A 26,679-nucleotide genomic window follows, 5' to 3' on the forward strand; every position below is an offset into this window, starting at 1 on the left:
TCCTCCCCTGTAGGGTTGCGGCGATTTCCGGAGCCACGCCGACTCGCGAGGAGGGGTTCGATGTCGCGGGTCGAGGAGTTCGACGCGTTCTACGCATCGACGTCCGACAACGTCCTGCGCGTCGTGTACGCCGTCACCGGCGATCGCGCCGTGGCCCGGGACGCCACGATCGACGCCTACCGCCACGCGTGGCGCGACTGGGCGAAGGTCCACGACCAGGAACCGCACCGCTACGTGAGGGTCGAGGCCTGGAAGGCCCAGGCCGTCACGCGGGGCACCCACCCCCTGCGCCGCCGCCACGAGGAGGACTCCGACACCGAGCTCCTCGACGCCCTGGCCGACCTGTCCCCGGACGACCGACGCCTCCTGGTGCTCCTGACGATCGGGGCGACCGACCTGGACGCCGCCGCCCGCGAGATCGGGGTCGGCGACGAGGAGGCCATCGAGCTCGTCACGACCGCCATCACGACACTCGAGCAGAGCACCGGCCAGACGATCGACCAGCTCGAACGACGCCTCACCGGGCTGGGCGAGATCACGAGCCAGCTCCCGATGCCGGACGCGGCCGAGCTACGCGCCCAGGCGACCCGGGGCCACCGCGTCAACACGATCGCGGTCGTCGCCGCCTCGATCCTGGCGATCGTGCTCGGTGGCGTCGTGCTGACCGAGGGCGACGCCCTCTCGGCGCTGCCGGCCGAGTCCAACCGCCAACAGCTGGGCGCCGAGCGTCCGGACCTCGTGCTCGATGCCCAGCGCATCTCGACCGACAACCTGATGACGCCCGAGCAGGTCACCGACCTCGGCCCGGACGCCACCTGGACCGTCGATGAGACCGACGAGGACCTCGACGCCGCCGAGCCCCTCACGATCTGCGCCCAGGACCGGTTCGCCACCGAGAATCCCCTCAAGGTCTTCGTGCGCACCTTCGACGCCGCACCGTCGACCACCTCGACCCCCGGCCCGTCGGACCCCGCACAGCCCACCGACCCCGCCACGGCGACGGCGCCCGCCACCGGCCAACGGGTCTCGCAGTCGATCGAGATCGCTCGCGACCCCGCGGCGGCCAGCGAGGCGTACCAGCGATCGGCCGCCTGGTTCTCCGACTGCGAGGTGCCACGGCTGCAGCTGACCGGCACCTACCGCGCCACCGGCTCGTTCGGCGACGTGGTCCTCCTCCGGTTCGTCGAGCACGGTGAGACCGACCGCACCTACACGGTGGCACTCGGGTCGTCGGGCACCGTCACGTCCACGGTGGTCCACCAGACCGACGCCGCCGAAGGCCCTCCGATCGCGGAGTTCGCCGCGACCGTCAACGCGTCCTTCCAGCAGATCTGCCGCGACAGCGGCGGCCAGTGCGACGCCGATCTCACGGTCGCGCCCGCCGACCCGCTCCCGTTGCCGGAGGACCCCGGATTCCTCGGCGTCATCGACCTGCCCGCGATCACCGGCATCAGCTCGGTCTGGGGTCGGGCGGAGGCCAACAACGCCGCCACCAACCCTGCGGCCACGGCGTGCGACCTCGCCGACTTCGGTGCGGCCGGTGGCACGGCCTCGTCGCGGGTCTTCCTGCTGCCGGAGGCCCAGGGACTGGCCAAGACGTTCGGTCTGGTCGAGACGGTCGGCACGTTCGCGACCACCGAGGCCGCCACCGCGTTCGTCGACCAGGTCCAGGCCTCGATCAACACGTGTCCGCAGAACAATCTCGCCGCCTCCGTCGTGGAGGCATCGACCTTCGGCGAGGTCGCCGACTTCCGGGGCGCCACCTGGACCCTGACCCTGCAGGTGGAGTCCGGCGATCCCGTCACGGTCCGCTCGGCGATCGTGCAGCGGGGCACCAACGTCGCGCAGGTGCTGTTCACCCCGAGCGGCGCGACCGACCTCCCCGCCGAGACCTTCGCCGAGGTCGCGCAGCGGGCCACCGAGCGACTGGCGTACGCGGGCGGCTGAGGGAGCTCCCCCGCCTCACCCCGATGGTTGAGGTGCGAGGAGCCCTGGCGACGAGCCTCGAAGCCACCTGAGGTGCCCGGACTCGATCAACCGACCATGGTTTCGAGGCTCGTGCCCCAGAGGGCACTCGCACTGGGGGCACCTCCCACGACGAAGTCGTAGGGGGACAACCAGCGAGGGTGGTGGGAACGCAGGACGGGCGGTGACCGGCCCAAGGCCGGTCACCGCCCGTCGATGCTGTCAGCTCAGAGAGCCTGGAGGATCTCGCGCATGAGCTGGGCCGTCTCGGACGGCGTCTTGCCGACCTTGACCCCGGCGGCCTCGAGGGCCTCCTTCTTGCCCTGCGCCGTGCCCGCACCGTCGGACACGATGGCGCCGGCGTGGCCCATCGTCTTGCCCTCGGGAGCGGTGAAGCCGGCGACGTAGCCGACGACCGGCTTGGAGACGTTGGCCTGGATGTAGGCCGCGGCCTTCTCCTCGGCGTCGCCACCGATCTCGCCGATCATGACGATGGCCTTCGTCTCGGGGTCGGCCTCGAACGCCGCGAGGGCGTCGATGTGGGTGGTGCCCACGATCGGGTCACCACCGATGCCGATCGCCGTCGAGAAGCCGAAGTCACGCAGCTCGAACATCATCTGGTAGGTCAGCGTGCCCGACTTCGAGACGAGACCGATCGGGCCCTTGCCGGCGATGTTGGCCGGCGTGATGCCCGCGAGGGCCTCGCCCGGCGTGATGATGCCGGGGCAGTTCGGGCCGATGATCTGCGTCTTCTTGCCCTGGGCGTACGCCCAGAACTCGGCCGAGTCCTGGACGGGCACGCCCTCGGTGATGATGACGAGCAGACCGATCTCGGCGTCGATGGCCTCGATCACGGCGTCCTTGGTGAACGCCGGCGGCACGAACGCCACGGAGACGTCCGCTCCGGTCTTCTCGATGGCCTCGGCGACCGAGCCGAAGACCGGGAGCTCGACGGCGTTGCCGTCGGCATCGGCGTGGGACACGGTCGTGCCCGCCTTGCGCGCGTTGACACCGCCCACGACCTGGGTTCCGGCAGCCAGCATGCGGGCCGTGTGCTTCGAGCCCTCACCGCCGGTGATGCCCTGGACGATGACCTTGGAGTCCTTGGTCAGGAAGATCGACATGTTCTAGAGGCCCCTTCAGCCGTTCGCCAGCTCGGCGGCCTTGTCGGCCGCTCCGTCCATCGTGTCCACCTGAGTCACGAGCGGGTGGTTCAGCTCGTCCAGGATCGCGCGGCCCTCGTCGACGTTGTTGCCGTCGAGGCGCACGACCAGCGGCTTGGTGGCGTCGTCACCCAGGAGCTCGAGAGCGCCCTTGATGCCGTTCGCGACCGCGTCGCAGGAGGTGATGCCGCCGAAGACGTTGACGAAGACGCTCTTGACCTGCGGGTCGCCCAGGATGACGTCGAGGCCGTTGGCCATGACCTCGGCCGAGGCGCCGCCGCCGATGTCGAGGAAGTTGGCCGGCTTGACGTTGCCGTGCTTCTCGCCGGCGTACGCGACGACGTCGAGGGTGCTCATGACGAGCCCCGCGCCGTTGCCGATGATGCCGACCTCACCGTCGAGCTTGACGTAGTTGAGGCCCTTGGCCTTGGCCTTCGCCTCGAGCGGGTCGGCGTCCTCCTCGATGACGAAGTCCTCGTGGTGCGGGTGGCGCACCTCGGACGCGTTGTCGTCGAGCGACATCTTGCCGTCCATCGCGTCGAGCTTGTCGCCCTCGAGCCGCGCGAGCGGGTTGACCTCGACGAGGGTCGCGTCCTCCTCGACGAAGGCCGTCCACAGCGCCTGGACCATGGCGACGGCCTGCTCGGTGAGCTCGGCCGGGAACTTGGCCTCCGCCACGATCGAGCGGGCCTTGGCCTCGTCGACGCCGGTACCGGCGTCGATCGGGATCTGACGCACGGCCTCGGGGTTGGTCTTGGCGACCTCCTCGATCTCCACACCACCCTCGACGCTCGCGATGCAGAGGTAGCTGCGGTTCGAACGGTCCAGCAGGAAGGAGAAGTAGTACTCCTCGACCGGGGGCGTGGCCGGCGTGACGAGCACGCGACCGACGGTGAGCCCCTTGATCTCCATGCCCAGGATGTTCGACGCGTGCTCGTAGGCCTCGTCGGGCGTCTTGGCGATCTTGACGCCGCCGGCCTTGCCGCGGCCGCCCGCCTTGACCTGTGCCTTGATGACCGTGACGCCGCCGAGCTGCTCGGCAGCGGCCTTGGCCTCGTCGGCGGTCTGGGCGACGACGCCGAGCGTCGTCGCGACGCCGTGCTTGGCGAAGAGTTCCTTCGCCTGGTATTCCATCAGATCCACGGTGATGACCGTCCTGTGGTGTTGGCGAGTGAAATGGGCCCGTCGACACTGGTGCCGAAGGCCGAGCCGACTCTAACCGCGCCGGGATTGCAGCGCGAGCCCGGGTCGGTTACCCGTGAGTCAGGTCACCTGCACCGGCGGCCGCGACGACCTCGACGTCGTCGGCCTCCATCCGCGCCAGCGCACGGACCACGCCGTCGGTCGCCTCGGTCGGCGCGACCTCCACGCCGTCGGCATCCTCCGACACCCCGATCGCGGCCACCTGGTCGGGGTGCAGGCCCGTGCCGGCCCAGATCACCTCGACGCCCGTGTCGCGCAGCGTGCGGGCCCGGCGCACCAGGAGCTCCTCGAGACCGGCGTCACCCCCGCCCGTCTCCGCCCTCGCGACACCGGCCACCACGACACGACGGGGCCGGGACTCATCGGACGGATCACGCGCGGCATCGTTCGGCACGCGGCCATGATCCCATCATGTGAGACCCCGCACACTCGGTGCCGGTTTTCCCGCCTGTATCCCGGCGTTCACCTCAGCGCATCATCCGACGGGCTGTGATGATCTCCGTCTGTCGGCTATCCTCATCGAGGTCTGTGTCGTCCATCGGTCGGAGGTCGTGCGTGAGCAATCCCGCTCCCAAGCGCCGACTCGACGTCCGTCACCAGTCCAGCGTCCGCGCCTCGGAGGCCGGCTCGAGCAGCCGCCGCGCCGCTCCCCGACGTGCGCAGCGCTCGTTCCGCCCCTCCATGGCCATGGTCGGCGCCGTCGCGCTCGTCCTGGCCGGACTCGGGTCCGCCGTCATCAGCAGTCGCGCCGACTCCGGTTCCCTCGGCGGCGACTACCAGGCCCTCTCGGCCGACACCTCGGGCGGCGGGTTCGACGTCAGCCGCGACTTCGACCGCGAGACCCTCGAGAAGCAGACCCAGGCGCAGGCCGACCAGCTGCTGCAGGCGCAGCAGGACCTCACGGCCGCCACGCAGCAGAAGGCCGAGGAGCTCAAGTCGAACCAGTGGGTGCTGCCGGTCACCGGCTACCGCATCACGGGTCGCTACGGCGTCACCAACTCGCTGTGGGGCAAGGGGCACAGCGGCCTGGACTTCGCCGGTCCGAGTGGATCCACGATCAGTGCCATCGCGTCCGGCACCGTCATCGCGGTCAAGTACTCCGGCAACTGCGGCAACATGACGCAGATCCAGCTCGACGAGGAAGACCTCGTCATCATGTACTGCCACCAGAGCCGCCAGACGGTTCAGGTCGGTCAGCGGGTCACGGCCGGTGAGACCGTCGGCTACACGGGGTCCACCGGACGCTCGACCGGTCCTCACCTGCACGTCGAGGTCAAGCCCGGGGGCGGCAAGTCTGCCGACCCGGAGCCGTACTTCAACGAGCACAACGTCTACCCGTAAGCACTCGCCACCTGACGGCATCCGTCGGTAGCGGACCAGCGGCACGGACGAAGGGCCGTCGGTTCCTGCTCGCGGTCGTCTCGCCAATCAGCGGCGACTGGACCGAGGACGATGCTTCGCGGCTGTCATAGCGACCCGGATGCATCAGGCTCCGTGCGGTGCGGTCCAGCGATGATGCATGTCGGTCGCTCCGGCAACCGGCATTCATCATCGCCGGCACCGACCCCGCTCCCGGTCCATGCCGAACGACTGAGCGCCCACTGCAGACGCAGATCCGCTCCGGCAGGCCCGCGGGAGCACCGAGCGGTCAGAGCTTCTCGAGCTTGGCGTAGCGCAGGATCAACCGCTTGACCCCGGACGAACCGAAGTCGACCGACGCCTGCATGTTCTGGCCACTGCCGTCGATCGAGACGACGGTGCCGAGACCGAACGTGTCGTGGGTGACGCGGTCGCCCGGGTCCAACGAGGCGATCCCGGTCATGTCGGCCGAGCGCGAGACCGAGCGCGAGCTGAAGGTCTCGCTACGACGCGACGTGGCCGACGGGGTGGACGGCAGCCACTGCGTGGGCGGACTGGCCTCGCGGCGCCAGTCGACGAGCTCGTCGGGCACCTCGTCGAGGAACCGTGAGGCCGGGTTGTAGGAGGGGGCGCCCCAGGCGGAGCGACTCGTGGCGCGGGTCAGGTAGAGGCGTTCGCGCGCCCGGGTGATGCCGACGTACGCCAGCCGGCGCTCCTCGGCCAGCTCATCGGTGTCGGCGAGCGAGCGCATGTGGGGGAAGATGCCGTCCTCCATGCCGGTCAGGAACACGACCGGGAACTCCAGGCCCTTGGCGGTGTGCAGGGTCATGAGCGTCACGACGCCGTCGCCCTGCTCGGGGAGGGAGTCGGCGTCGGCCACCAGGGCGACGCGCTCGAGGAAGGCGTCGAGGGAGCCGGGAGCGAACGGCGGCGCATCATCGATCTGGGCGCCGTCGACCTGGGCATCATCGGGGTCGGCCGGGTCCGTGCCGTTGGCGGCCGGGACGTCGTCGTCGATCGTGGCGGCCCCCGTGACGAACTCGCGGGCGACCGCGACGAGCTCCGCGAGGTTCTCGACCCGGGTCTCGTCCTGCGGGTCGTCGCTGGACTCGAGCGCCGCGAGGTACCCCGTGCGCGTGAGCGCGGCCTCGAGCACCTGGTCGGCCGGAGCCCCGTCGGCCGCCATCGTGCGCAGGTCGTCCATCACGGTCTGGAACTCGCGCACCGACTTGGCGGACCGCGTGGCCAGCTCGCCCACCTCGTCGACCCGGCGCATCGCGTCGGTGAGGCTGATGCGCTCGCGGGAGGCGAACATCTCGAGGGCGGCCTCGGCCCGCTCACCGATGCCCCGCTTGGGCTCGTTGACGATGCGCCGCAGCGAGACGATGTCGCGCTCGTTGGAGATCGCGCGCAGGTAGGCCAGCGCGTCGCGGACCTCCTTGCGCTCGTAGAACCGCACGCCGCCGACGACCTTGTAGGGCAGGCCGACCCGGATGAAGACCTCCTCGAACACGCGGCTCTGGGCGTTGGTGCGGTAGAACACCGCGACCCCGGCCGGCGTGACGGCCTCGTCGTCGGTGAGCTCGTCGATCTCGTCGGCGATGAACTGGGCCTCGTCGCGTTCGTCGTCGCCGACGTAGCCGACGATGGGCTCACCCTGACCCGCCGCCGACCAGAGGTTCTTGGCCGGACGGTTCTCGTTGCGACTGATGACGGCGTTGGCGGCCGACAGGATCGTCTGGGTCGAGCGGTAGTTCTGCTCGAGCACGATGGTCTCGGCGTCCGGGAAGTCCTGCTCGAACTCGAGGATGTTGCGGATCGTGGCCCCGCGGAAGGCGTAGATCGACTGGTCGGAGTCGCCCACGACCATGAGGTCGGTGTGCTCGTCGCTGAGCTCACGGATCAGCTGGTACTGCGCGTGGTTGGTGTCCTGGTACTCGTCGACCAGGACGTGACGGAACCGGCGCCGGTACCCCTCGGCGACGGCGGGGAACGCCTGGAACAGATGCACGGTGTGCATGATGAGGTCGTCGAAGTCCATCGCGTTGGCGGCCCCGAGCCGGCGCTGGTACTCGCCGTAGACCTCGGCGAAGGTCTCCTCGGTGGGGGTCGAGGCCTGGGTGCGCGCGGTCTCGTGGTCGACGAGCTCGTTCTTGTGGTTGGAGATCCAGTTGAGCACCGCCCGGGGGGCCACCCGCTTGGGGTCGAGCTGGAGGTCGCGGCACACGAGGGTGACCAGACGCTTGGCATCGGTGGCGTCGTAGACCGTGAACGACGAGGTGAAGCCCAGGGTGGTGGCCTCGCGCCGCAGGATGCGGACGCACGCGGAGTGGAACGTGGAGACCCACATCGCCCGTGCTGCCCCGCCGACCGCCTCGGCGACCCGCTCGCGCATCTCGGCCGCGGCCTTGTTGGTGAACGTGATCGCGAGGATCGAGCCCGGGCTGGCACCACGGGCAGCCATGAGCCAGGCGATGCGCCGGGTCAGCACCCGGGTCTTGCCCGAGCCGGCACCGGCCACGACCAGGAGCTGGCCGGGCTCGTGGCCCACGGCGGCGCGCTGCGGGTCGTTGAGGCCCTCCAGCAGCGTCTCGGACCGGGGCCGACGGCTCGCCGAGGAGCTCGCCGGAGTGCGGGCTTCGGGCACGGGGAAAGGCAGCGTCATCGTCGTCCCAGCCTAGTCGCCGACCCCGACAGCCCAGGTGTGGGTCAGCCGCGCCAGCGACGCTCGAAGGGGAGGCGCCACCGCCGCGGCGCGACGAGCTCGAGCGCGGCCTCGGGACCCCACGACCCCTGGGGGTAGGTCTGCACCGGTGGCGGGTCGTCGAGGACGGGCTGGCTGACCTCCCAGAGGCGCTCGATGCCCTCCGCCGTCGTGAAGAGCGTGCGCTCCCCCAGCATCGCGTCGTGGATGAGTCGCTCGTAGGCCTCCAGGACGTCACCGGAGTGCCCCGACTCCTGCATCGCGAACTGCATCGAGAGCTTGTCGAGGGTCATGCCCGGCCCGGGCCGCTTGCCGTAGAACGACAACGACATGCGCGAGGAGTCGGCCAGGTCGAACGTCAGGTGGTCGGGCCCGGACCGACCGACGCCCGAGCCCTCGGGGAACATCGACTTGGGTGGCTCGTTGAACGCGATCGAGATGATGCGCGCCCCCTCGGCCATGCGCTTGCCCGTGCGCAGGTAGAACGGCACGCCCGCCCACCGCCAGTTGTCGATCTCGGCCTTCAGCGCCACGAACGTCTCGGTCTCGGAGGCGGGGTCGACGCCGTCCTCGTCGCGGTAGCCCGCGTACTGGCCCCGCACGACGTCCTCGACCACCAGGGGCTTCATCGACCGGAAGACCTTGTTCTTCTCCTCGCTGATCGAAGCGGAGTCGAGCGACGTGGGCGGCTCCATGGCCATGAACGCCAGCACCTGGAACAGGTGGGTCACGACCATGTCCTTGAACGCACCGGTGCCCTCGTAGAACCCGGCGCGACCCTCGACCGAGAGCGTCTCGGGGATGTCGATCTCGACGTGGTCGATGAAGTTGCGGTTCCAGATCGGCTCGAACAGGCCGTTGGCGAAGCGGAACGCCAGGATGTTGAGCGCCGCCTCCTTGCCGAGGAAGTGGTCGATGCGGAAGATCTGCTCCTCCTCGAACACCTCGTGGATCGAGGCGTTGAGGCTGCGCGCGCTCGCGACGTCGGTGCCGAAGGGCTTCTCCATGACGATGCGCGACCGCTCCACCAGGTGCGCATCGTCGATCAGGTGCACGACCTCGAGCGCGGCCTGGGGCGGCACGCTGAGGTAGTGCAGGCGTCGCACGTCGTCGCCGAGCTGGGCCTCGAGCTCCGCGGCCTTCTCCTCGAGCGCCTCGGGACCGTGCCCGAGCGGCAGGAACGACAGCTTCTGCGCGAAGCTCTCCCAGACGTCGGTGCGGACCGGACGGGTGCTGAACTCCTTGCACGCGGCGAGGGCGAACTCGCGGAACTCCTCGTCGCTGTACTCGTGCGTCGAGATCCCGAGGATGCGGGCATCACCCACGAGATGCGACTCCACGAGGTGCATCAGCCCCGGCAGGAGCTTGCGCCGGGCCAGGTCGCCCGTGGCACCGAAGAGGACGATCAGGTGCGGCTGCTTCATGCGATCAGGCTAGTCCCGAGTCATGACGCGCACGTGAACTCGACGGTCAGCCCGACGTCCGCTTCCGGTCACCCTGCTTCTCGTGGATGAGCAGCGCCTGGGCGCTGATGCGCTGCTGGGCCTCCTCCAGCGACACCCCGCTGCTCTCGAGCAGGTACGCGCCGAACGGGTGGAAGCACAGGAAGTCCGGCCACAGGAGCAGGTCGACGTTGTCCTCGTCCTCATTGGCGACGCAGACCGCGCCGTCGAGCCCCTGGGGTGGATCGACCTCCACCATGCCCAGGCCCGTGGCCTGCTCCACGAAGGCGTCACGGAGGTCGGCCGCCCCGGCGGCGTCCTTCGCGGCGTAGAGCGACGTGAGGTTCGAGGCGACCCGCGAGACGCCGGACGTGGTGAACGCGCGGTCGATGCCGTCGGCGTCGATCTGTCGGCTCTGCGCGGCGTGGCCACCCGAGACGTACGCGGTGTCGGTGAGTCCGCCGCTGCCGTCGGCCGCCAGGGTGAGGCCCCAGAGCCCCGTGGGGTCGAGGTCACGGATGCGGGGGTCCTCCATGATCGTGACCGGCTCGACGTCCTGGAGGGCGGACTCCTGCTGGACCAGGAAGTCGTCGGCGTACTGCCTGACCTCGTCCATGTCGCCGTTGATGTCGTAGACCCAGATGTACGCCAGGAACGGACCGTACGCCCGCAGGACGTACATCTGCTTGGCGATGTCGGTGTCGGTCGCGACGACCGCGACCGCCTGGTCGTCGGACGGGACCGGCTCGAGGACGTCGGTCGACTCCAGACCCGTCGGGTCGGGCGCCGCGAGCGCCGCGGCAGCGGCCTGCTCGGCGGCCTCGGCCGACGCGGCGTCGGGGAACTGCACGAGGGCCGTCGTGATCCAGGCATCGCCGGGAGCGTCGACGCGACGGGCCAGCAGACCCGTCTGCGCCCCGGCGGCCACCACGGGGGCACCCGCCTCGCTCAGGGAGTACTCGAAGTCACCCGGGTCCACGAGGGCGGCGGACTCGATGCCGATGCGGGTCAGACCGGGGCGCAGCTCCTGGGGCAGCACGAGGTCGCTACCGAGGTCGTAGGCGGCAACGAGCCGTGAGCTCGCCCCCGTGAGGGCCGTCGAGAGGTCGGTGGCGGTGGGATCGATCCGGCCGAGGTCGAGTGCCTCGGGATCGAACGTCGAGGTGGGCGTGGGGCTCGGGTCCGGATCGGCGTCGTCCCCGCACGCCGCCAGGACCGACAGCAGGACCCCTGCCGTGGCGAGCATCGCGACCGTGCGCCTGGACATCGCCGTCCCCCTTGCTCGGCCCGCACCGAGCGGGCGCCGTCGTGAGGCCGCGCCGACGCGCGGCGACCGGGCCGAGTCTACCGACGCCACCGGCCGACCGCCGTCCACCGGACCTCGTCGACGTCCGCGACGTCAGGGGCCGTCAGATCAGGCGCCGGTCGTTGGCCCACCGGGTGAGCTCGTGGCGGCTCGAGAGCTGGAGCTTGCGCAGGACGCTGGAGACGTGGGTCTCCACCGTCTTGGGCGAGATGAACAGCTCCCGGGCGACCTCCTTGTAGGCGTACCCGCGGGCGATGAGTCGCATGACCTCGCGCTCCCGCTCGGTCAGCCGGTCGAGGTCGGAGTCGACCTGCGCGACCTCCACGTGGCCCGCGAAGGCGTCCAGCACGAAACCGGCCAGCCGCGGGCTGAAGACCGCGTCGCCGGCCGCCACCCGTCCGATCGCGTCGACGAGCTCCTGCCCCGAGATCGTCTTCGTCACGTAGCCGCGGGCCCCCGCGCGGATGACACCGATCACGTCCTCGGCGGCATCGCTGACCGAGAGCGCCAGGCAGCGCACCTCCGGCGCCCGGGTCGACAGGCGTCGGAGCACCTCCGGCCCGCCGCCGCCCGGCAGGTGCACGTCCAGCAGCACGACGTCGGGCCGGGTCGCGACGATGACGTCGACCGCGGTGTCGACGTCGCCCGCCTCGCCCACGACGTCGACGGCCGCAGCGACCTCCGAGCGCACGCCGGTGCGGAACATCGCGTGGTCGTCGACGAGGACGACGCGCAGGCGCGCCGGATCGCTGCTGGTGGGATGGGTGTTCGCCGGCTCAGACCCGGTCATGCGTGCTCCTGAGGTCGGTCGAGGTCTCGGCCTCGGGATGGCGGTCGGGACGGCGCGGCAGCACCAGTCTGACCTCGGTGCCGGACCCCGGCGCGGACCGGACGTCGGCCCGTCCGCCGTGCCGCTGCATGCGATCGGTGATCGACCCGCGCAGCCCCATGCGGTCCGGGTCGACCGTCGCGGGATCGAAGCCGACACCGCGGTCGCGCACGAAGACCTCCGCCGACGCGGGTGTCACCTCGGCGAAGACGTCGACGCGGTCGACGCCGGCGTGACGAGCCGCGTTGAGCACGGCCTCGCGCGCGGCCCGGACGAGCGCCGCGAGGTCGGGATCGATGGGGGCGTCGCCGACGACCACGAGCTCGACGGCGACCCGGTGGTGGTCCTCGACCTCGTCGGCGGCGGCGCGCAGGGCGGCGTTCAGCGTGGAGTCGGCCAGGTCGTCGCCGCCGTACAGCCAGGCGCGCAGCTCACGTTCCTGGCGCCGCGCGACGGTCGACACGGTCGCGGGGTCGTCGGCGTACTTCTGCAGGAGCGACAGGGTCTGCAGGACCGAGTCGTGCAGGTGCGCGGCGACGTCGGCCCGCTCCTGCGACCGGACGCGCTCGCGCCGCTCCGCGCCGAGGTCGGCGACCAGCGAGGCGATCCACGGCCCGGCGACCAGGGCGACCCCGATCAGCGCGACCGCGATCGCGACACCCGCGTCGGCCAGCGCCGACCACCCGCCCTCGACCGTCACGGCGAACGCTGCGGCCACGGCGAGGATGCCGACACCGGCGAGCACCCGGACGACCGACCACCACCGGAGGCTGCTCACGCGCCCGACGTCGTCGAGGCCCCGCCACATCACCGCGAGCCCGGCGCCCCCGATCGTGAGCGGCACCAGCACGTTCCACGCGATGCCCCGGCCCGACACCTGCAGGGCGAGCCCCACCCCGGCGCCGAGCGCCAGCACCGCGACCGCCCGCGTGTGGTCGACCCACGAGGAGGTGCGTGCCGGGCGCATGCCGCTGCGTCTCGCGGCCTCCAGGCCCGGGCTCGTGGTGTCCTCGGCGATCGGCAGGAAGCGCCAGAGCAGCAGGTAGGCCACGATGCCGGTGCCGTTGACCGCCGCCGTGACCGTGAAGGCGAGCCGGACCCAGAGGGTGTCGACGCCGAGGTGCTCGGCGACCCCCGCGCTCACGCCCGAGACCAGTCGTCGTCCGACGGGTCGGTACGCACGGCGAACGGGCGGCGCCGGACGCGGGGACGGTGGGGTCACCCCCTGATCGTCACACGTCGCCGCGCGGGGCACCATGAGGGAACCACCGCGTCCGACCCCGGGAGATCTCAGGGTCGGACCAGGGTCGGTCCTGATGGTCGGGGCCGGTTCCCGCGACCACGATGGAGCCATGAACCAGACCGCCACCCCACCGCCTCCACCGCCCGGCGCGCCGCACGGCTCGGACACCGGTCCCGATGCCGACCGCCTGCGCTCGGTCACGTCCACCCGACGGGCCACCGACGGGCGGCTCGTCGCCGGGGTGGCGTCCGGCATCGGTCGTCAGCTCGGCATCGACCCGATCATCGTGCGGATCGTGCTCGTCGCCCTCTGCTTCGCCGGCCTCTCCGGGCTGATCCTCTACGCGGCGGCGTGGTTCGTCCTGCCGAGCGACGACGGTCGCCGCAGCGTCATGGCGGACTGGTTCCGCCTCGGCAGCAACGAGCCCCAGCTGCGGGTCGCGGCACTCGTCGTCGCCGCGGCACTCGCCCTGGTCGCCATCGTCGGCGACAGCGGCTGGTACTGGGGCGGGCCGTCGCTCGGCCTGCTGTGGATCATCGTCCCGGCCCTGTTCCTCTACTGGGTCTTCGCCGTGCTGCCGCGTCAGCGAGGCGGTGGCCGCGCGTCGTCGGTGCCCGGTCCGGCGGGCCCGAGTCCCACGCCCCCCGCGGCCGAGTCCGCCGCCTCGCCGGCCGGCGAGTCCCCGACCGCGGTCCTCGACGACCCCGACAGCAATCCCGCACCCTCCGGCGACGACGGCGTTCCCCCGCCGCCCGCGCCGCAGGCCGCCCCCGGCGGACCGCCTCCGCGCCCGCACGTGCCCCGGACCCCACCGACGCTGTTCCTGGCCACGACGTCGGTCATGCTGATCGCCCTCGGCAGCCTCGCCACGGTCCACGCCGCCGCCGGCCTCGACCTCGCGCCGGAGACCTACCCGGCGGTCGCGCTCGGCATCGTCGGTGCCGGACTGCTCGTGGGGGCGCGATGGGGCCGGAGCATCGCCCTGGTCCCGGTCGGCGTCGTGCTGGCCCTCGTGCTCGGTGCGATCGGCGTCGTGCCCGACGGGCCCGTCGGCGACCTGCGCCCCACCCCGACGACCGCCGCCGCCGTCGACGCCGAGTACCGCCTCGGGGCCGGGAGCCTGCGGCTCGACCTGTCCGAGGTCAGCGACCCCGAGGACCTCCTCGGCCGCACCATCGTGATCGACGGAGGGCTCGGACAGGTGCGGATCATCCTGCCGCGGGACCTCGCCGTGACGGTCGAGGCGACGATCTCCGGTGGCGAGATCCGGGTGCTGGGCGAGCAGACGTCCGGCCAGGGAGCCAGCCTCGACGTCGTCAGCGACGAACGGCCGGCCCTGACCCTCGAGATCGAGCACACCTTCGGACAGATCGACGTGGAGCGAGCATGAACCAGCACCCTTTCAACCCGTGGAGCTTCCTCGCGGGAGCCCTCTTCGTGCTCGTCGCGATCGCAGGCGCGGTGGTCACCGCCGACGTCGTCGCGGCCCGGGACCTGCTGGTCGCCGCGCCGGTCGTCCTGATCCTGCTCGGGGTCGGCGGCCTGGCCCTCACGTTCCGACGGACGTCCTGAGTCCCAGCGCCTCACGGGCGACGCGGGTGTCGTCGGCGAAGAAGCCGTCGACACCCGCGTCGAGGAACACCCGGTACTCGGCCAGCGCGTCCCCGGCGGCCGCCTTGTCGTCACCGAGTCGGAAGTCCGCCGGCAGGAAGTTGTTCTCGTCCCGCATCGTCCAGATGTGCACCTGCAGCCCCACGGCGTGCGCCGCGTCGACCAGCCCCGTCTCACCCGTCAGCCAGTGGCCCGCTCGACGACCGACCACGAGACTCTTGTTCGGCCCGATCGCGTCGGCGTAGGTCGCGATCTCGGCGAGCGCCTCCGGTGTCGTCAGGTCGTCGTACGTGCGAGGGTCCCGGGCCTCGATGAAGTCCCACGGCGCGCCCTTGCGGTCCAGCAGCTGGGTCAGCGGCAGCGGCGTGCGCCGACGGAGCTCGCGCAGGTTGCGGGTCTCGAACGACTGCAGCACGACCGGGACGTCGGCGTCCGGCCGGTTCAACCCGCGCCGCTCGAGCGTCGCGATGATCCGGTCGTCCAGGTCGAGGCCGAGGCCCCGGAAGTACCCGGAGTGCTTGATCTCCACGCACACGCCGACCCGGCGGTCCGCGGCCTGCGCGATGTCGAGCACGTCGTCGAAGGTCAGGATCTCCGCCGTGAGCCCGATGTTCTGCGGGCGGAGCTGGGGCAGACGTTCCCGCGTCCGCAGGGTCTTGAGCTCGGCGAGGGTGAAGTCCTCGGTGAACCATCCCGCCCGCGGGATCCCGTCGACGAACTTCGCCGTCTTGCGGCCGGAGAACTCCGGTCGGTCGGCCACGTCGGTCGTGTCACCGATCTCGTTCTCGTGCCGCGCCACGAGGTGACCGTCGGCCGTGCAGACGAGGTCGGGCTCGATGTGGTCGGCGCCCCACGCGATCGCGAGCTCGTACGACGCGCGGGAGTGCTCCAGCCGGCACGTCGGCACCCCGCGGTGACCGATGACGATCGGGCGACTCACGATGGGCCGGGCCACACCGCCATCATGCCACCGGTGATCGTCGAAGGCTGGGAGGTTCCGGGGGCCGACGGTCGTCCCGATGAAGGACCACGGCGCGCCGGGTGGTGGCTCCGTGGTCGGGTTCGCCGGTACCGTGCGATCACCGGATCAGGAGGTTCCATGACACACGCCCCTCGACGCCTTCTCACGTGCGCGGTCGCGGGCGCCGCCGCGCTGCTGGTGCTCGGTTCGTCCGCGCTCTCGTCGGCCGCCACCGAGTCCCCGTACCGCGACGTCCGTCTGCAGGTCCCTGCCCCGACGCCCGAGGTCGTCGCGAGCAGCTCCGGCGTCACTCCGGTTCCGGCGCCCCGCCCCGGCTCGGGCACGACCGCCGTCGACCAGCTGTCGCCGGAGGAACAGGCCTGGGCGCCGTACTGGTCAATGGGCTCCGCCCTGTTCGCGATCGAGTCCGACCACGCCGCGACCTTCGCCTACGCCTGCTTCGACGGATTCGTCGGCGTGGTCGGGTTCGTCGGCGACGCACCTCGAGCGGCGATCGAGCGGCTCGCGGCCACGGGCCTGCCCTATGAGGTCCACGCCGGGGTCGGCTACACGTACGCCGAGCACCTCGACGAGGTGGACCGCGTGTCCGTGGCGCTCGTGGGCGAGCTCGATCTCGGATCCGGGGCGAACAGCGTCATGGTGGCGCCGAGTCCGGAGCGGGGCGCCGGCCGCATCCTCGTCACCGTCGCCAGCACCGATCCTGCGCAGCTGCGCCGCATGGCGGACGTGGCCGCCGACCTGACCGTCTCGTGGCCGTTCTCGCTCGACGTCGAGAGCACCGACGACCCGATCGTGCTCCTGTAGCGGCCGCCCCTACGGCCCGGGGCGCACCAGGCGGACCGCGCCGTCTCGGCGCGGGTCGGCGGCCGCGACGAGATGTCCGTCGGGACGGCGCAAGGTCGCGGCGACGCCGCCGAAGTACATCGACGGCTCGGTCTCGACCTTGACCTCCTCGGCCGGACGGCCGGCACGGTGCACGTGGACGCGGGGGTGGTTGACCGCGGCCTGGAGCCCGAGGCCGCCGTTCACGAAGCCGGCGACGGCCTGGACGATCGCGGTCGTGATGCGGTCGGCACCCGGCGACCCGATGGCGAGCGTCGTGCCGTCGGCGTGGCGACCGACCGTGGGCGCCATGTTGGAGAGCAGGCGGGTGCCCGGCGGCAGGCCGTGGAGACCACGGGGGTTCAGCTCCTGCTCACCGAGGCAGTTGTTGAGCCAGACGCCCGTGCCCGCCGCGACCATGCCGGAGCTGTAGCCCGAGGACACCGTCACCGCGCACGCCAGGCCGTCGGAGTCGGCGGTCGAGACGTGCGCCGTGGAGCCGGACTCCAGGGCCGCGATGCCACCGCTCTCGACCTGTCCCAGCAGCAGCGATGCCTCGGCGGCGAGGTCGTCCGCTCCCTCGAGCCGATCCAGGCGCGCCGCGAGCACGGCCCGCTGGACGCGCACCATGTGCTCCACGTCGCCCTCGCCCCAGCGCAGGTCGACGAGCGGTGCGCGGGGGTGACCGTCCAGCAGGGCCAGCATCGCCGCGACGCACACGCCACCGATGGCCGGCGGAGGGTTGGTGCCGAAGGTCCAGTCCCCCAGCCGTGAGACGAGCGAGGGGCGCACGACCGGCCGGTACGCCGCGAGGTCCGCGGCGCCGAGGAGGCCGCCGCGGGCGAGGACGTCGGCGCTGATCGCGCGCGCCAGGTCGCCCTCGTGCATCGCGCGAGGGCCCTCGGCCGCGATGACCTCGAGGGTCGCGGCGAGATCGGGCACGACGACGGCCTCGGTCGTGATCTCGCCCTCGAGGTCGTGCACGACGGACCGGCTCGCCGGGTCCCAGCCGAAGATCGACTCGTGCACGTACTCCAGGTAGTACCGCGACGCCGCACTGAGCCGGAAGCCCGAGCGGGCCACCGCGATGGCCGGCTGCACGAGCTCGGCCCACGGCAGGGCGCCCCAGCGCGCGTGCGCCTCCCCGAGGGCCGCGACCGATCCGTGCGCCGCCACCGACCCGGGGCCCACCGTGATCGTGACGCCGCCGCCGTACGCGGTGTCGACGTCCCACGTGCCGCCACGGAGAGCAGGGGCCTCGCGCCCCGGCATGTCCATCCAGCCGTCGACCGTGACCGGCGCCGAGCCGTCGGCGGGCTGCACCGTGACGAAGCCGCCCGAGCTCAGCGACACCAGACCCACCTCGTTGACCATCGTCACGAGCACCGCGGCGATCGCCGCGTCGACCGCGTTGCCGCCGGCCAGCGCGATCTGCTCGCCGGCATCGGCCGCGGCCTCGCTCGGCGCGGCGATCGCGACGTCGGTGCTCATGAAGGGGTGCTCACGACCGGGTGCTCATCGACGGGCGCCGGTGGCCGGGACGCTCACTCCCACTCGATCGTGCCCGGCGGCTTGCTCGTGACGTCGAGCACGACGCGGTTGACCTCACGGACCTCGTTGGTGATGCGGGTCGAGATCCGCTCGAGCAGCTCGTGCGGGAGCCGGCTCCAGTCGGCCGTCATGGCGTCCTCGCTCGAGACCGGGCGCAGCACGATCGGGTGACCGTAGGTGCGGCCGTCGCCCTGCACGCCGACCGAGCGGACGTCGGCCAGGAGCACGACGGGGAACTGCCAGATGTCGGAGTCGAGGCCTGCCGCGGTGGTCTCCTCGCGCACGATCGCGTCGGCGTCCCGCAGGATGCGCAGGCGATCGGCGTCGACCGCTCCCACGATGCGGATCGCGAGACCCGGCCCGGGGAACGGATGACGCCCGACGATGGCCTCGGGGATGCCGAGCTGACGCCCGACCTCGCGGACCTCGTCCTTGAAGAGCGCCCGCAGCGGCTCGATCAGGCCGAACTCGAGGTCCTCGGGCAGGCCGCCGACGTTGTGGTGGCTCTTGATGTTGGCCGCTCCCTCGCCCCCGCCGGACTCGACGACGTCCGGGTAGAGCGTGCCCTGCACGAGCCACTTGACCGGCGCGCCGGGCGTGCTGAGGATCTCCCGCTCGGCGGCCTCGAAGGTGCGGATGAACTCGCGCCCGATGATCTTGCGCTTCTCCTCCGGGTCGGTGACCCCGGCGAGGTGCCCCAGGAACTGGTCGGCGGCGTCGACGACCTTGAGGTCGACGCCCGTGGCGGCGACGTAGTCGTTCTCGACCTGCTCGGCCTCGCCCTTGCGCAGCAGGCCGTGGTCGACGAAGACCGCCGTGAGCTGGTCGCCGATCGCCCGCTGCACCAGGGCCGTGGAGACGGCGGAGTCGACGCCGCCCGACAGCGCCGAGATGACGCGGGAGTCGCCGACCTGCTCGCGGATCAGGGCGATCTGCTCCTCGACGATGTTGGCGCTGGTCCAGGACTGGCGGCAGCCCGCGATCTCGACCAGGAAGCGCTCGAGCACCCGCTGGCCGTGCTCGCTGTGCAGCACCTCCGGGTGCCACTGCACGCCGGCGAAGGCGCGATCGACGTTCTCGAACGCCGCGACCGGAGCGCCGCCCGTGCTCGCGAGGACCGAGAAACCCTCGGGGGCCTGGGTCACGGCGTCGCCGTGGCTCATCCAGATGCGGTGCGTCGGCGGGATGCCGTCGAGCAGCACGCCACCGGACACGACCGAGACGTCGGTGCGACCGAACTCCGAGAGACCCGTGCGGGCCACGGTGCCGCCGAGGGCCGCCGCCATGGCCTGGAACCCGTAGCAGATGCCGAACACGGGGACCGTGCCGTCGAGGACGCCCGCGTCGAGCTGCGGGGCGCCGGGCTCGTACACCGAGGACGGTCCTCCGGACAGGATGATCGCGGCCGGCTTCTTGGCCAGCATCTCGGCCGCCGGCATCGTCGACGGCACGATCTCCGAGAAGATGCGGGCCTCACGCACCCGGCGCGCGATCAGCTGCGCGTACTGGGCGCCGAAGTCGACCACGAGGACCGTGTCGTGCTGGGCCTCGGCGGCCTCCTCGGGGGTGGCCTCGGGCGTGGTGGTTGGTGCGTCCGTCACAGGGCCGATCCTAGCGGCCGAAAAACTTCTCGAGACCCCGCGTAACCCCCCGCCCTGGGCCTCGTTAATTGGAGTGGATCTGACACATTCTCCCTCCCGTCAGATCCACTGTGCCCGCTCCTCGTGGCACAACAGGGCCCGGTCACTTTCTCCCTCCCGACCGGGCTCTGTGCTTTCCAGGAGCCGCACCGCGAAAAAGTTGGTCCGCTCCCGCAGGTAGGTCCCTCCCGACCGGCCGCGGGGGCGGACCGCTCGCATTTCCGGGGCTCCGATCCCAGCGGCTCCCGTCACGATGTGTGCGCAAAAGCGCCTCGGAAGAGCCTTCCGAGGCGCTTTTTGCGCACACACCTGGTGGGCCACTCGGCCCGAGCGAGGTCAGTTGACGATGGGGAGGCGCAGGGCGCCGGGGGCCTCGTCGGGGACGACGGGGCTCTTGGGCGCGATGGGCTCGAGCCGGCGGTAGGCCTCGGTCACGTCGGGCCGGGTGTCGGTCTCGCCCTTGTTGGGCCAGAACGACATCGCCCGCTCGGCCTGGGCCGTGATCGTGAGCGACGGGTTGACGCCGAGGTTGGCCGTGATGGCCGATCCGTCGACGACGTGCAGGCCGTCGTGGCCGTAGAGGCGGTGGTACGGGTCGATGACGCCCGTCTCGGCACTGTCGCCGATGCACGCCCCGCCCATGAAGTGCGCCGTCAGCGGCACGTTGAACGGCTCGCCGATCGTGCCGCCCGCGGTGCCGGGCATGTGCTTGGCCATGCGCTGCACGGCCTCGTGGCCCTCCGGGATGAACGCCGGGTTGGGCGCTCCGTGTCCCTGGCGCGAGGTCAGACGCTTGCGCCCGAGGAAGCCGCGCTTGGTGTAGGTCGTGATCGAGTTGTCGTGCGTCTGCATGACGAGCGCGATGACGGTGCGCTCCGACCAGTGACGCAGGTCGTAGAGCTTGAAGAGGTTGCGCTTCTGCACCCACATCTCCCGCGCCCACACCCGCCAGCGGGCCTTGGGTCCGCTGCCGTCGGTGAGCACGGTCTGCATGAGCGACATCGCGTTCGAGCCCTTGCCGTACCGGACGGGCTCGATGTGCGTGTGCTCGTTGGGGTGGAACGACGACGTGATCGCGACGCCCTCGCTGTAGTCGATGTCCTTGCCGTCCGAGATCGCCCCGAGGAGGGCCTCGGAGTTGGTGCGCGTCAGGAGGCCGAGACGCTGCGAGACGTTCGGGAGGTCGCCGGAGTCACGCATCTTGTGCAGGAGCTTCTGGGTGCCCATCGTGCTGGCCGCGAAGACCACCTGGCGCGCCCGCAGCTTGCGGTGCGGGCGGAAGCGCCGGTTGGTGCGACGGGTCTCGATCTCGTAGCCGCCGGCCGCGAGCGGGCGGACGGCCGTGACGGTCGTGAGCGGGTGGACCTCGGCGCCGTTCTGCTCGGCGAGGTACAGGTAGTTCTTGACGAGGGTGTTCTTGGCGTTGTGGCGGCAGCCGGTCATGCACTCGCCGCAGTTGATGCACGCCTTGCGGTCGGGGCCGGCGCCGCCGAAGTACGGGTCGCCCATGTCGGCACCCTGCTCGTCGCCGAACAGCACGCCGACCGGCGTGTGGTGGAACGTGCCCTCGACGCCCATCTCCGTGGCGACCTGCTTGATGAGCCGGTCGGCCTCGGTCTCGTACGGGTAGATGCTGACGCCGAGCATGCGCTTGGCCTGGTTGTAGTACGGCGCCAGCTCGGCACGCCAGTCGGTGATGTGGCCCCAGGCCGCGTCCTTGTAGAACGGGTCGAGGGGCTCGTACAGCGTGTTGGCGTACACGAGCGAGCCGCCGCCGACACCAGCACCCGACAGGATCAGGACGTCCCTGAGCTTGTCGATGCGCTGGATGCCGTAGCACCCGATCTGCGGCATCCAGAGGAACTTGCGCAGGCGCCAGGAGCTCTTCGCGAAGTCGTCGTCCTCGAAGCGCTTGCCTGCCTCGAGCACCGCGACCTTGTAGCCCTTCTCGGTGAGGCGGAGCGCCGACACGCTGCCACCGAAACCGGAGCCCACCACGATCACGTCGTAGTCGAAGTCCCCACCGTCGACGTCGTCCATGGAGTCCAGGATCTGGTCAGTCATGCAGCTCTCCTTCTCAGCGACGGACGGTCGTGCGACGCAGGACGCGCAGCAAGAACGTCAGGATCGCAGCGTACGGCTTGGCGGGGATCGCGGCAGGGCCCGCGACGGGAAGCAGTCGCTGGACGCCCACCGACTGGGTCTCGGTGTAGCGGTAGTAGCCCTCCTCGCCCTGGCGACGGCCGGTGCCCGAGGTGCGCATGCCGCCCATCGGGGCGTCGACGCTGCCGAACGTGGCGCCGAAGCCCTCGTTGACGTTGACCGTGCCGGCCTTGATCCGCGGCGCGAGGCCGCGGGCCAGCCGGACCGGGCCGAAGATCGAGGCGTTGAGGCCGTACTCGCCCTCGTTGGCGAGCGCGACGGCCTCGTCGAGGCTCGAGTAGCGGTAGAGGGACACGAGCGGGCCGAACGTCTCCTCCGCGAAGCACTCGGCGGCCGCGGTGACGTCCTCCAGCACGGTGGGCTCGAAGAAGTACGGCCCGAGATCGGGTCGGGCCGAGCCGCCGGCCAGGACCGTGGCGCCGTTGGCGACCGCGTCGGCGACGTGCTTGGTGACGGTCTCGAGCTGGCTGGCCGAGACCAGGGAACCCATGTCGACGTCCCAGTCGAGGGAGGCGCCCAGGCTCATCGCCGCGACGCGACGCACGAACGCGTCCCGGAAGTCGTCGTAGACCGAGTCGTGCACGTAGAGCCGCTCGATCGAGACGCACAGCTGGCCAGCCGACGAGAAGCACGCGCCGACCGCGCCCTCGGCCGCCTTCTCGACGTCGGCACCGGGCAGCACGATCATGGGGTTCTTGCCGCCGAGCTCGAGCGAGTACCCGACGAGACGTTCGGCCGCGAGCTTGGCGATGCCGGTGCCGGTCGCGGTGGAGCCGGTGAAGCAGATGTAGTCCGCCTGCTGCACGATCGCGGTGCCGACGACCGAGCCCGCGCCGCTGACCATCTGCCACACGTCGGCCGGGACGCCGGCCTTGCGCAGCAGCTCCAGGGCGGCCAGCGCCGTGAGGGGGCTCTGGCTGTCGGGCTTCTGCACCACGACGTTGCCGGCCGCGATGGCGGGCAGACCGTCGGCCAAGGCCATCGTGAGCGGGTAGTTCCAGGGGCTGATGATGCCCACGACGCCCTTCGGCACGTGGTGCACCGTGATCTGGGTGATGAACGGGAACACCCCGACGCCGCGGCGCGAGCCGGCCAGGTGGCGCAGGCGTCGACCGTAGTAACGCGCCGTGAGGGCCAGGTGCAGGACCTCGTCGTAGGCGTGCTTGCGGGTCTTGCCCGACTCGAGCTGGATCAGGTCCATCAGCTCGCCCTGGTGGGCGAGGACGAGGTCGTGCAGGCGCAGCAGCATGCCGGCCCGGTCGCGGACCGAGGTCGAGGCCCAGCGGGGCTGGATCGCGCGCGCGGTGTCGAACGCCTCGTCGACGTCGCCGAGGCTCGAGACCGGGACCTCGGCGAGCGCCTCGCCGGTGAACGGGGTCGACGTCGTGCGGAACTCACCGGTGGTGCTGCGGATCAGGGCGGTCAGCTCGGCCGCGCGCGCCGCGGAGACCGGAGCGTCCACGGGGACATCCATGGCGGCGTCAGAGGCTCCAGGACGAACAGAAGTGGTCGACATGGAGGCGAGCATACCGCCGGTATGTGAACCGTGCCATCCTCGCAGGTCAGGTGCTGCGTCGGGCGGACGGACGGCTCGTCAGAGCACGATCCGGCGCGCCGGGGCGAGCGCTCGTCGCTCGTCGAGCATGGGGTGGAGCATCCGTGTCTCGGCGACGAGCGCGAGGTCGAGATCGGCCACCGCGACCCCCTGCTCGCCGTCGGGCACGGCGGCCACCGTGCGCCCCTCCGGGTCGTGGATCGCAGCACCTCCGCAGAACTCACCGTCGCCGCACCGACCCACGAGGGCGCCCACGGCCACGAAGAAGCCGTTGTCGAGCGCCCGGGCGCGGGTGTAGAGGTCGCGGCGGTGCTCGCTGCCCGCGTAGTACGCGATCGACGCGGCGTACAGCACCGCCCCCGCGTCGGCCGCCGCGCGGCCGTGCTCCGGGAAGCACGTGTCGTAGCAGGTGGCCAGCGCCACCGGGACCGCCGCGAGGTCGAGCACCGTGCCCGCCTCGCCGGGCTCGAACCAGTCCTGCTCGCCACCGGAGAGGTGCTGCTTGTCGTAGACCTGACGCACGTGGTCACCGCCGAACGCGAGGGTAGCGAGCCGTGGCCGGGCCTGCCCCGGGACGGCCGCTCCGGCCAGCACCACCGTGCCGACCGCGCTCGCCGCCTCCTGCAGCGGGCCGAGGCGGGGGTCGTCGGCAGCGATGACCGCCGGCGGGAGCGTGTACCCGGTGAGGAAGAGCTCGGGCAGCACCAGCAGCGCCGCTCCCCCGGCCTGCGACACCGCCTGGACCGCGGTCGCCACGTTGGCCTCGACGTCACCAGGCACCGACGTCAGCTGAGCGACCGCGACCCTCATGACGCCGGGCCCTCGATCAGGTCCTTCGCGAAGCAGACCGAGTCCGGCACGGACCGGTAGGGCTCGAACACCGACACCTCCGTGTAGCCGCTGGCGCGGTACAGGGCCAGGGCCGGCTCCTGGCGTGAGCCGGTGTGCAGGAGCAGACGTGGCGCGCCGGTGCGGCGCGCACGGTCCTCAAGGTCCTCCAACAGCAGCCGCCCCACTCCCTGACCTCGTCCGACCCGCGGGACGTACATGCGCTTGACCTCCACGTCGGCGCCGAGCCGGCGGAGCGCCCCCGTGCCGACCGGGTGGTCGCCCTGCCACGCGATCAGCGTCGCGACCACCGAGTCGGGATCGATGTCCTCGGCCGGTGCCGTGTGGCGGGGGCGGCCGTAGAGCGCAGCCATCTCGGCGCCCATCTCCTGCCGCATCCGCAGCACGACGGGGTCGTCCACCGCCACCTCGGTCAGGACGACCGGGATCACCCGACGACGACCTCGACCCGCTGGAACTCCTTGAGCTCGGTGTAGCCGGTCGTGGCCATCGCCCGCCGGAGAGCGCCGATCAGGTTCATCGTGCCGTCGGGGACGGTCGACGGACCGAACAGCACCGACTCGAGCGTGCCGATCGTGCCGAACTCGACGCGCTCGCCCCGCGGCAGCTCGGCGTGCCACGCCTCGGCGCCCCAGTGGAAGCCCCGGCCCGGTGCGTCGTGGGCCCGCGCCAACGGGGAGCCGATCATGACGGCGTCGGCACCGCACGCCACCGCCTTGGCGATGTCGCCGCTACGGCCGATCGACCCGTCGGCGATGACGTGGACGTAACGACCGCCCGACTCGTCGAGGTAGTCGCGGCGGGCAGCGGCCACGTCGGCGACGGCCGAGGCCATCGGCACCGAGATGCCCAGGACGGACCGGGTGGTGTGCGCCGCACCGCCGCCGAAACCGACGAGGACGCCCGCGGCGCCGGTTCGCATGAGGTGGAGGGCGGCCTGGTAGGTCGCGCAGCCGCCGACGATCACGGGGACGTCGAGCTCGTAGATGAACTCCTTGAGGTTGAGCGGCTCGGCCTGACCGGAGACGTGCTCGGCGGACACCGTGGTGCCGCGGATCACGAAGAGGTCGACGCCGGCGCGCACCACGACGTCGGCGAACTGCTTCGTGCGCTGCGGCGAGAGCGCAGCCGCGACCGTAACCCCGGCGTCGCGGATCTCCTGCAGCCGGCTCTCGATGAGCTCGGGCTTGATCGGCTCGGCGTAGATCTCCTGCATGCGGGAGTTCGCCGCGACGGTGTCGAGGCTCGCGATCTCCGCCAGGAGCGGCTCGGGATCGTCGTACCGGGTCCAGAGGCCCTCGAGGTCGAGCACACCGAGCCCGCCGAAGCGCCCGAGGGCGATCGCGGTGGCCGGGCTCATGACGGAGTCCATCGGCGCGGCCAGCACCGGGAGCTCGAACCGGTAGGCGTCGATCTGCCAGGCCGTCGAGACCTCCTCGGGATCACGCGTGCGCCGGCTCGGCACGATCGCGATGTCGTCGAAGGAGTACGCCCGGCGTCCGCGCTTCGCGGCTCCGATGTCGAGGTCAGCCATGGCGACCACCCTATCGGCGACGGGTCACGTAACTCGCCCGCGGGCGAGTTACGGAGTCCACCAGGCACATGGTTGCCGAACACGGAGAATCTGCCGTGTTCGGCAACGACTTGCCGTGTCCAGCATCGACTACCGCCAGATTCAGACCCCGAGGGCCCGTTCGTGGTCCATGCCGCTTGTCCAATTCGCCCGGAGCCGCCAGACGACCGAGGTTTCGAGGCTCGTCGCCGAGAGCTCCTCGCACCTCAACCAGCGGTGGCGCGGGACTCCCGCTCCGCCAGGTCCTTCAGGTTGAGCAGCTGGCGCCGCGCCATGGGCAGGTCGCCCACGCACAGCAACGTGGTGGTGCCCCGCGGCGGACGACCGGCGAGCTTGAGCAGCAGACGCGTCGTTCCGTCGCCGACCGGCTCGATCCGGTACGACATCGCCGTCCCGAGGATCTCCGCCGTCAGCTCACGACCCGGCTCGACCGCCAGGACCCGGCCGATGCTGCGGCCGGCGGAGGCCGTGAACGGGTCTCCCACCCGCGGCTCAGGGAGCTCGGACCGCACGCGCGGCGAGCGGCGACCCAGGTTGTCGACCCAGTCGTACGAGTAGGGAGCGAGACGGATCTGCTTGACCCAGGACCAGACGACCTGAGGCGTCGCGGCGACGCTCACGCCCCGCCAGGCCTGCAGCGTCGGGGCGGCGACGACCGCGTCGCACCCGTAGACGAGCCGGGTCTCGGCGTCCGTGACGCCCCAGCGATCGGCGAGCAC

General features: G+C 71.5%; 22 protein-coding genes. 5 read left to right on the forward strand and 17 right to left on the reverse strand.

The features are described from left to right. The first annotated feature begins 60 nt into the window (after positions 1 to 60). Positions 61 to 1,947: a hypothetical protein gene (locus V6S66_RS12115; protein ID WP_334206996.1), complete on the forward strand. Its 1,887-nt coding sequence runs from the start codon at positions 61 to 63 to the stop codon at positions 1,945 to 1,947. 245 nt (positions 1,948 to 2,192) lie between these two features. Here the strand turns inward: V6S66_RS12115 and sucD are convergent, their stop codons facing one another. The 3 genes from sucD to V6S66_RS12130 form a co-directional block, all read right to left on the reverse strand. After that, positions 2,193 to 3,089, reverse strand: coding sequence for a succinate--CoA ligase subunit alpha (gene sucD, locus V6S66_RS12120; protein ID WP_334206997.1), 897 nt, complete (start codon positions 3,087 to 3,089; stop codon positions 2,193 to 2,195). Between the two features lie 15 nt (positions 3,090 to 3,104). Next, positions 3,105 to 4,271 carry an ADP-forming succinate--CoA ligase subunit beta gene (sucC, locus tag V6S66_RS12125; protein WP_334206998.1) on the reverse strand — a complete coding sequence of 389 codons (1,167 nt, stop codon included), beginning with the start codon at positions 4,269 to 4,271 and terminating at the stop codon, positions 3,105 to 3,107. Between the two features lie 109 nt (positions 4,272 to 4,380). Continuing rightward, positions 4,381 to 4,725 (reverse strand): hypothetical protein, encoded by a 345-nt coding sequence (locus V6S66_RS12130; RefSeq protein ID WP_334206999.1) that lies wholly within the window; start codon positions 4,723 to 4,725, stop codon positions 4,381 to 4,383. A 161-nt stretch (positions 4,726 to 4,886) separates the two neighbouring features. On the opposite strand from V6S66_RS12130, the gene V6S66_RS12135 reads away from it, so the two are divergent. After that, positions 4,887 to 5,672: a M23 family metallopeptidase gene (locus V6S66_RS12135; protein WP_334207000.1), complete on the forward strand. Its 786-nt coding sequence runs from the start codon at positions 4,887 to 4,889 to the stop codon at positions 5,670 to 5,672. A 307-nt stretch (positions 5,673 to 5,979) separates the two neighbouring features. Here the strand turns inward: V6S66_RS12135 and V6S66_RS12140 are convergent, their stop codons facing one another. The 5 genes from V6S66_RS12140 to V6S66_RS12160 all read right to left on the reverse strand — a co-directional run bounded on the left by V6S66_RS12140 (position 5,980) and on the right by V6S66_RS12160 (position 13,325). Then, positions 5,980 to 8,355, reverse strand: coding sequence for a UvrD-helicase domain-containing protein (locus V6S66_RS12140; RefSeq protein WP_334207001.1), 2,376 nt, complete (start codon positions 8,353 to 8,355; stop codon positions 5,980 to 5,982). A gap of 44 nt (positions 8,356 to 8,399) precedes the next feature. Beyond that, entirely contained in the window at positions 8,400 to 9,818 is a 1,419-nt protein-coding gene (gene zwf / locus V6S66_RS12145; protein ID WP_334207002.1) for a glucose-6-phosphate dehydrogenase, read from the reverse strand. Positions 9,819 to 9,864: 46 nt separating this feature from the next. Continuing rightward, positions 9,865 to 11,103: a DUF7373 family lipoprotein gene (locus V6S66_RS12150; protein ID WP_334207003.1), complete on the reverse strand. Its 1,239-nt coding sequence runs from the start codon at positions 11,101 to 11,103 to the stop codon at positions 9,865 to 9,867. A gap of 142 nt (positions 11,104 to 11,245) precedes the next feature. Continuing rightward, positions 11,246 to 11,932, reverse strand: a complete 687-nt coding sequence (locus V6S66_RS12155; protein ID WP_334207004.1) for a response regulator transcription factor — start codon at positions 11,930 to 11,932, stop codon at positions 11,246 to 11,248. After that, the gene (locus tag V6S66_RS12160; protein WP_334207005.1) at positions 11,919 to 13,325 is read right to left on the reverse strand and encodes an ATP-binding protein; all 1,407 of its coding nucleotides are present in this window, start codon (positions 13,323 to 13,325) and stop codon (positions 11,919 to 11,921) included. The genes V6S66_RS12155 and V6S66_RS12160 overlap by 14 nt, the downstream gene beginning before the upstream one ends. On the opposite strand from V6S66_RS12160, the gene V6S66_RS12165 reads away from it, so the two are divergent. Beyond that, complete coding sequence (locus V6S66_RS12165; protein WP_334207006.1) at positions 13,324 to 14,604, forward strand: PspC domain-containing protein; 1,281 nt, start codon at positions 13,324 to 13,326, stop codon at positions 14,602 to 14,604. The two genes, V6S66_RS12160 and V6S66_RS12165, sit on opposite strands and share 2 nt — an antisense overlap. Further along, complete coding sequence (locus tag V6S66_RS12170; RefSeq protein WP_334207007.1) at positions 14,601 to 14,786, forward strand: hypothetical protein; 186 nt, start codon at positions 14,601 to 14,603, stop codon at positions 14,784 to 14,786. Before V6S66_RS12165 ends, V6S66_RS12170 begins: the two co-directional genes overlap by 4 nt. Here V6S66_RS12170 and V6S66_RS12175 read toward each other — a convergent pair. Continuing rightward, a complete protein-coding gene (locus V6S66_RS12175) occupies positions 14,764 to 15,780 on the reverse strand; it encodes a glycerophosphodiester phosphodiesterase family protein (protein ID WP_334207008.1) in 1,017 nt (338 codons plus the stop codon). The two genes, V6S66_RS12170 and V6S66_RS12175, sit on opposite strands and share 23 nt — an antisense overlap. A gap of 144 nt (positions 15,781 to 15,924) precedes the next feature. On the opposite strand from V6S66_RS12175, the gene V6S66_RS12180 reads away from it, so the two are divergent. Continuing rightward, positions 15,925 to 16,611, forward strand: a complete 687-nt coding sequence (locus V6S66_RS12180) for a hypothetical protein (protein WP_334207009.1) — start codon at positions 15,925 to 15,927, stop codon at positions 16,609 to 16,611. Positions 16,612 to 16,620: 9 nt separating this feature from the next. Here the strand turns inward: V6S66_RS12180 and V6S66_RS12185 are convergent, their stop codons facing one another. The 8 genes from V6S66_RS12185 to V6S66_RS12220 form a co-directional block, all read right to left on the reverse strand. Next, on the reverse strand, positions 16,621 to 18,120 hold the full coding sequence (locus tag V6S66_RS12185) for a gamma-glutamyltransferase (RefSeq protein WP_334207010.1): 1,500 nt from the start codon (positions 18,118 to 18,120) through the stop codon (positions 16,621 to 16,623). A 53-nt stretch (positions 18,121 to 18,173) separates the two neighbouring features. Next, a complete protein-coding gene (gene guaA, locus V6S66_RS12190; RefSeq protein WP_334207011.1) occupies positions 18,174 to 19,781 on the reverse strand; it encodes a glutamine-hydrolyzing GMP synthase in 1,608 nt (535 codons plus the stop codon). 375 nt (positions 19,782 to 20,156) lie between these two features. Next, on the reverse strand, positions 20,157 to 21,884 hold the full coding sequence (locus tag V6S66_RS12195; RefSeq protein ID WP_334207012.1) for a GMC family oxidoreductase: 1,728 nt from the start codon (positions 21,882 to 21,884) through the stop codon (positions 20,157 to 20,159). Positions 21,885 to 21,897: 13 nt separating this feature from the next. After that, the gene (locus V6S66_RS12200) at positions 21,898 to 23,445 is read right to left on the reverse strand and encodes a succinic semialdehyde dehydrogenase (RefSeq protein ID WP_334207013.1); all 1,548 of its coding nucleotides are present in this window, start codon (positions 23,443 to 23,445) and stop codon (positions 21,898 to 21,900) included. Between the two features lie 132 nt (positions 23,446 to 23,577). Further along, the gene (locus V6S66_RS12205; RefSeq protein ID WP_334207014.1) at positions 23,578 to 24,348 is read right to left on the reverse strand and encodes a carbon-nitrogen hydrolase family protein; all 771 of its coding nucleotides are present in this window, start codon (positions 24,346 to 24,348) and stop codon (positions 23,578 to 23,580) included. Next, on the reverse strand, positions 24,345 to 24,818 hold the full coding sequence (locus tag V6S66_RS12210; RefSeq protein ID WP_334207015.1) for a GNAT family N-acetyltransferase: 474 nt from the start codon (positions 24,816 to 24,818) through the stop codon (positions 24,345 to 24,347). The genes V6S66_RS12205 and V6S66_RS12210 overlap by 4 nt, the downstream gene beginning before the upstream one ends. Beyond that, entirely contained in the window at positions 24,815 to 25,921 is a 1,107-nt protein-coding gene (locus V6S66_RS12215; RefSeq protein ID WP_334207016.1) for a GuaB3 family IMP dehydrogenase-related protein, read from the reverse strand. The genes V6S66_RS12210 and V6S66_RS12215 overlap by 4 nt, the downstream gene beginning before the upstream one ends. Before the next feature lie 245 nt (positions 25,922 to 26,166). Continuing rightward, positions 26,167 to 26,679: a hypothetical protein gene (locus V6S66_RS12220; protein WP_334207017.1), complete on the reverse strand. Its 513-nt coding sequence runs from the start codon at positions 26,677 to 26,679 to the stop codon at positions 26,167 to 26,169.

The sequence above is a fragment of the Aeromicrobium sp. Sec7.5 genome (assembly GCF_036867135.1).
Lineage (GTDB): Bacteria > Actinomycetota > Actinomycetes > Propionibacteriales > Nocardioidaceae > Aeromicrobium.

What these genes read in the sequence shown, in the direction of transcription:
- V6S66_RS12150 (WP_334207003.1), bottom strand. Translation starts at nt 11,103, where the DNA reads ATGTCCAGGCGCACGGTCGCGATGCTCGCCACGGCAGGGGTCCTGCTG.
- V6S66_RS12215 (WP_334207016.1), bottom strand. Translation starts at nt 25,921, where the DNA reads ATGGCTGACCTCGACATCGGAGCCGCGAAGCGCGGACGCCGGGCGTAC.
- V6S66_RS12195 (WP_334207012.1), bottom strand. Translation starts at nt 21,884, where the DNA reads ATGACTGACCAGATCCTGGACTCCATGGACGACGTCGACGGTGGGGAC.
- V6S66_RS12185 (WP_334207010.1), bottom strand. Translation starts at nt 18,120, where the DNA reads ATGAGCACCGACGTCGCGATCGCCGCGCCGAGCGAGGCCGCGGCCGAT.
- V6S66_RS12140 (WP_334207001.1), bottom strand. Translation starts at nt 8,355, where the DNA reads ATGACGCTGCCTTTCCCCGTGCCCGAAGCCCGCACTCCGGCGAGCTCC.
- V6S66_RS12205 (WP_334207014.1), bottom strand. Translation starts at nt 24,348, where the DNA reads ATGAGGGTCGCGGTCGCTCAGCTGACGTCGGTGCCTGGTGACGTCGAG.
- V6S66_RS12180 (WP_334207009.1), top strand. Translation starts at nt 15,925, where the DNA reads ATGACACACGCCCCTCGACGCCTTCTCACGTGCGCGGTCGCGGGCGCC.
- V6S66_RS12115 (WP_334206996.1), top strand. Translation starts at nt 61, where the DNA reads ATGTCGCGGGTCGAGGAGTTCGACGCGTTCTACGCATCGACGTCCGAC.
- V6S66_RS12165 (WP_334207006.1), top strand. Translation starts at nt 13,324, where the DNA reads ATGAACCAGACCGCCACCCCACCGCCTCCACCGCCCGGCGCGCCGCAC.
- V6S66_RS12155 (WP_334207004.1), bottom strand. Translation starts at nt 11,932, where the DNA reads ATGACCGGGTCTGAGCCGGCGAACACCCATCCCACCAGCAGCGATCCG.
- sucD (WP_334206997.1), bottom strand. Translation starts at nt 3,089, where the DNA reads ATGTCGATCTTCCTGACCAAGGACTCCAAGGTCATCGTCCAGGGCATC.
- V6S66_RS12170 (WP_334207007.1), top strand. Translation starts at nt 14,601, where the DNA reads ATGAACCAGCACCCTTTCAACCCGTGGAGCTTCCTCGCGGGAGCCCTC.
- V6S66_RS12160 (WP_334207005.1), bottom strand. Translation starts at nt 13,325, where the DNA reads ATGGCTCCATCGTGGTCGCGGGAACCGGCCCCGACCATCAGGACCGAC.
- zwf (WP_334207002.1), bottom strand. Translation starts at nt 9,818, where the DNA reads ATGAAGCAGCCGCACCTGATCGTCCTCTTCGGTGCCACGGGCGACCTG.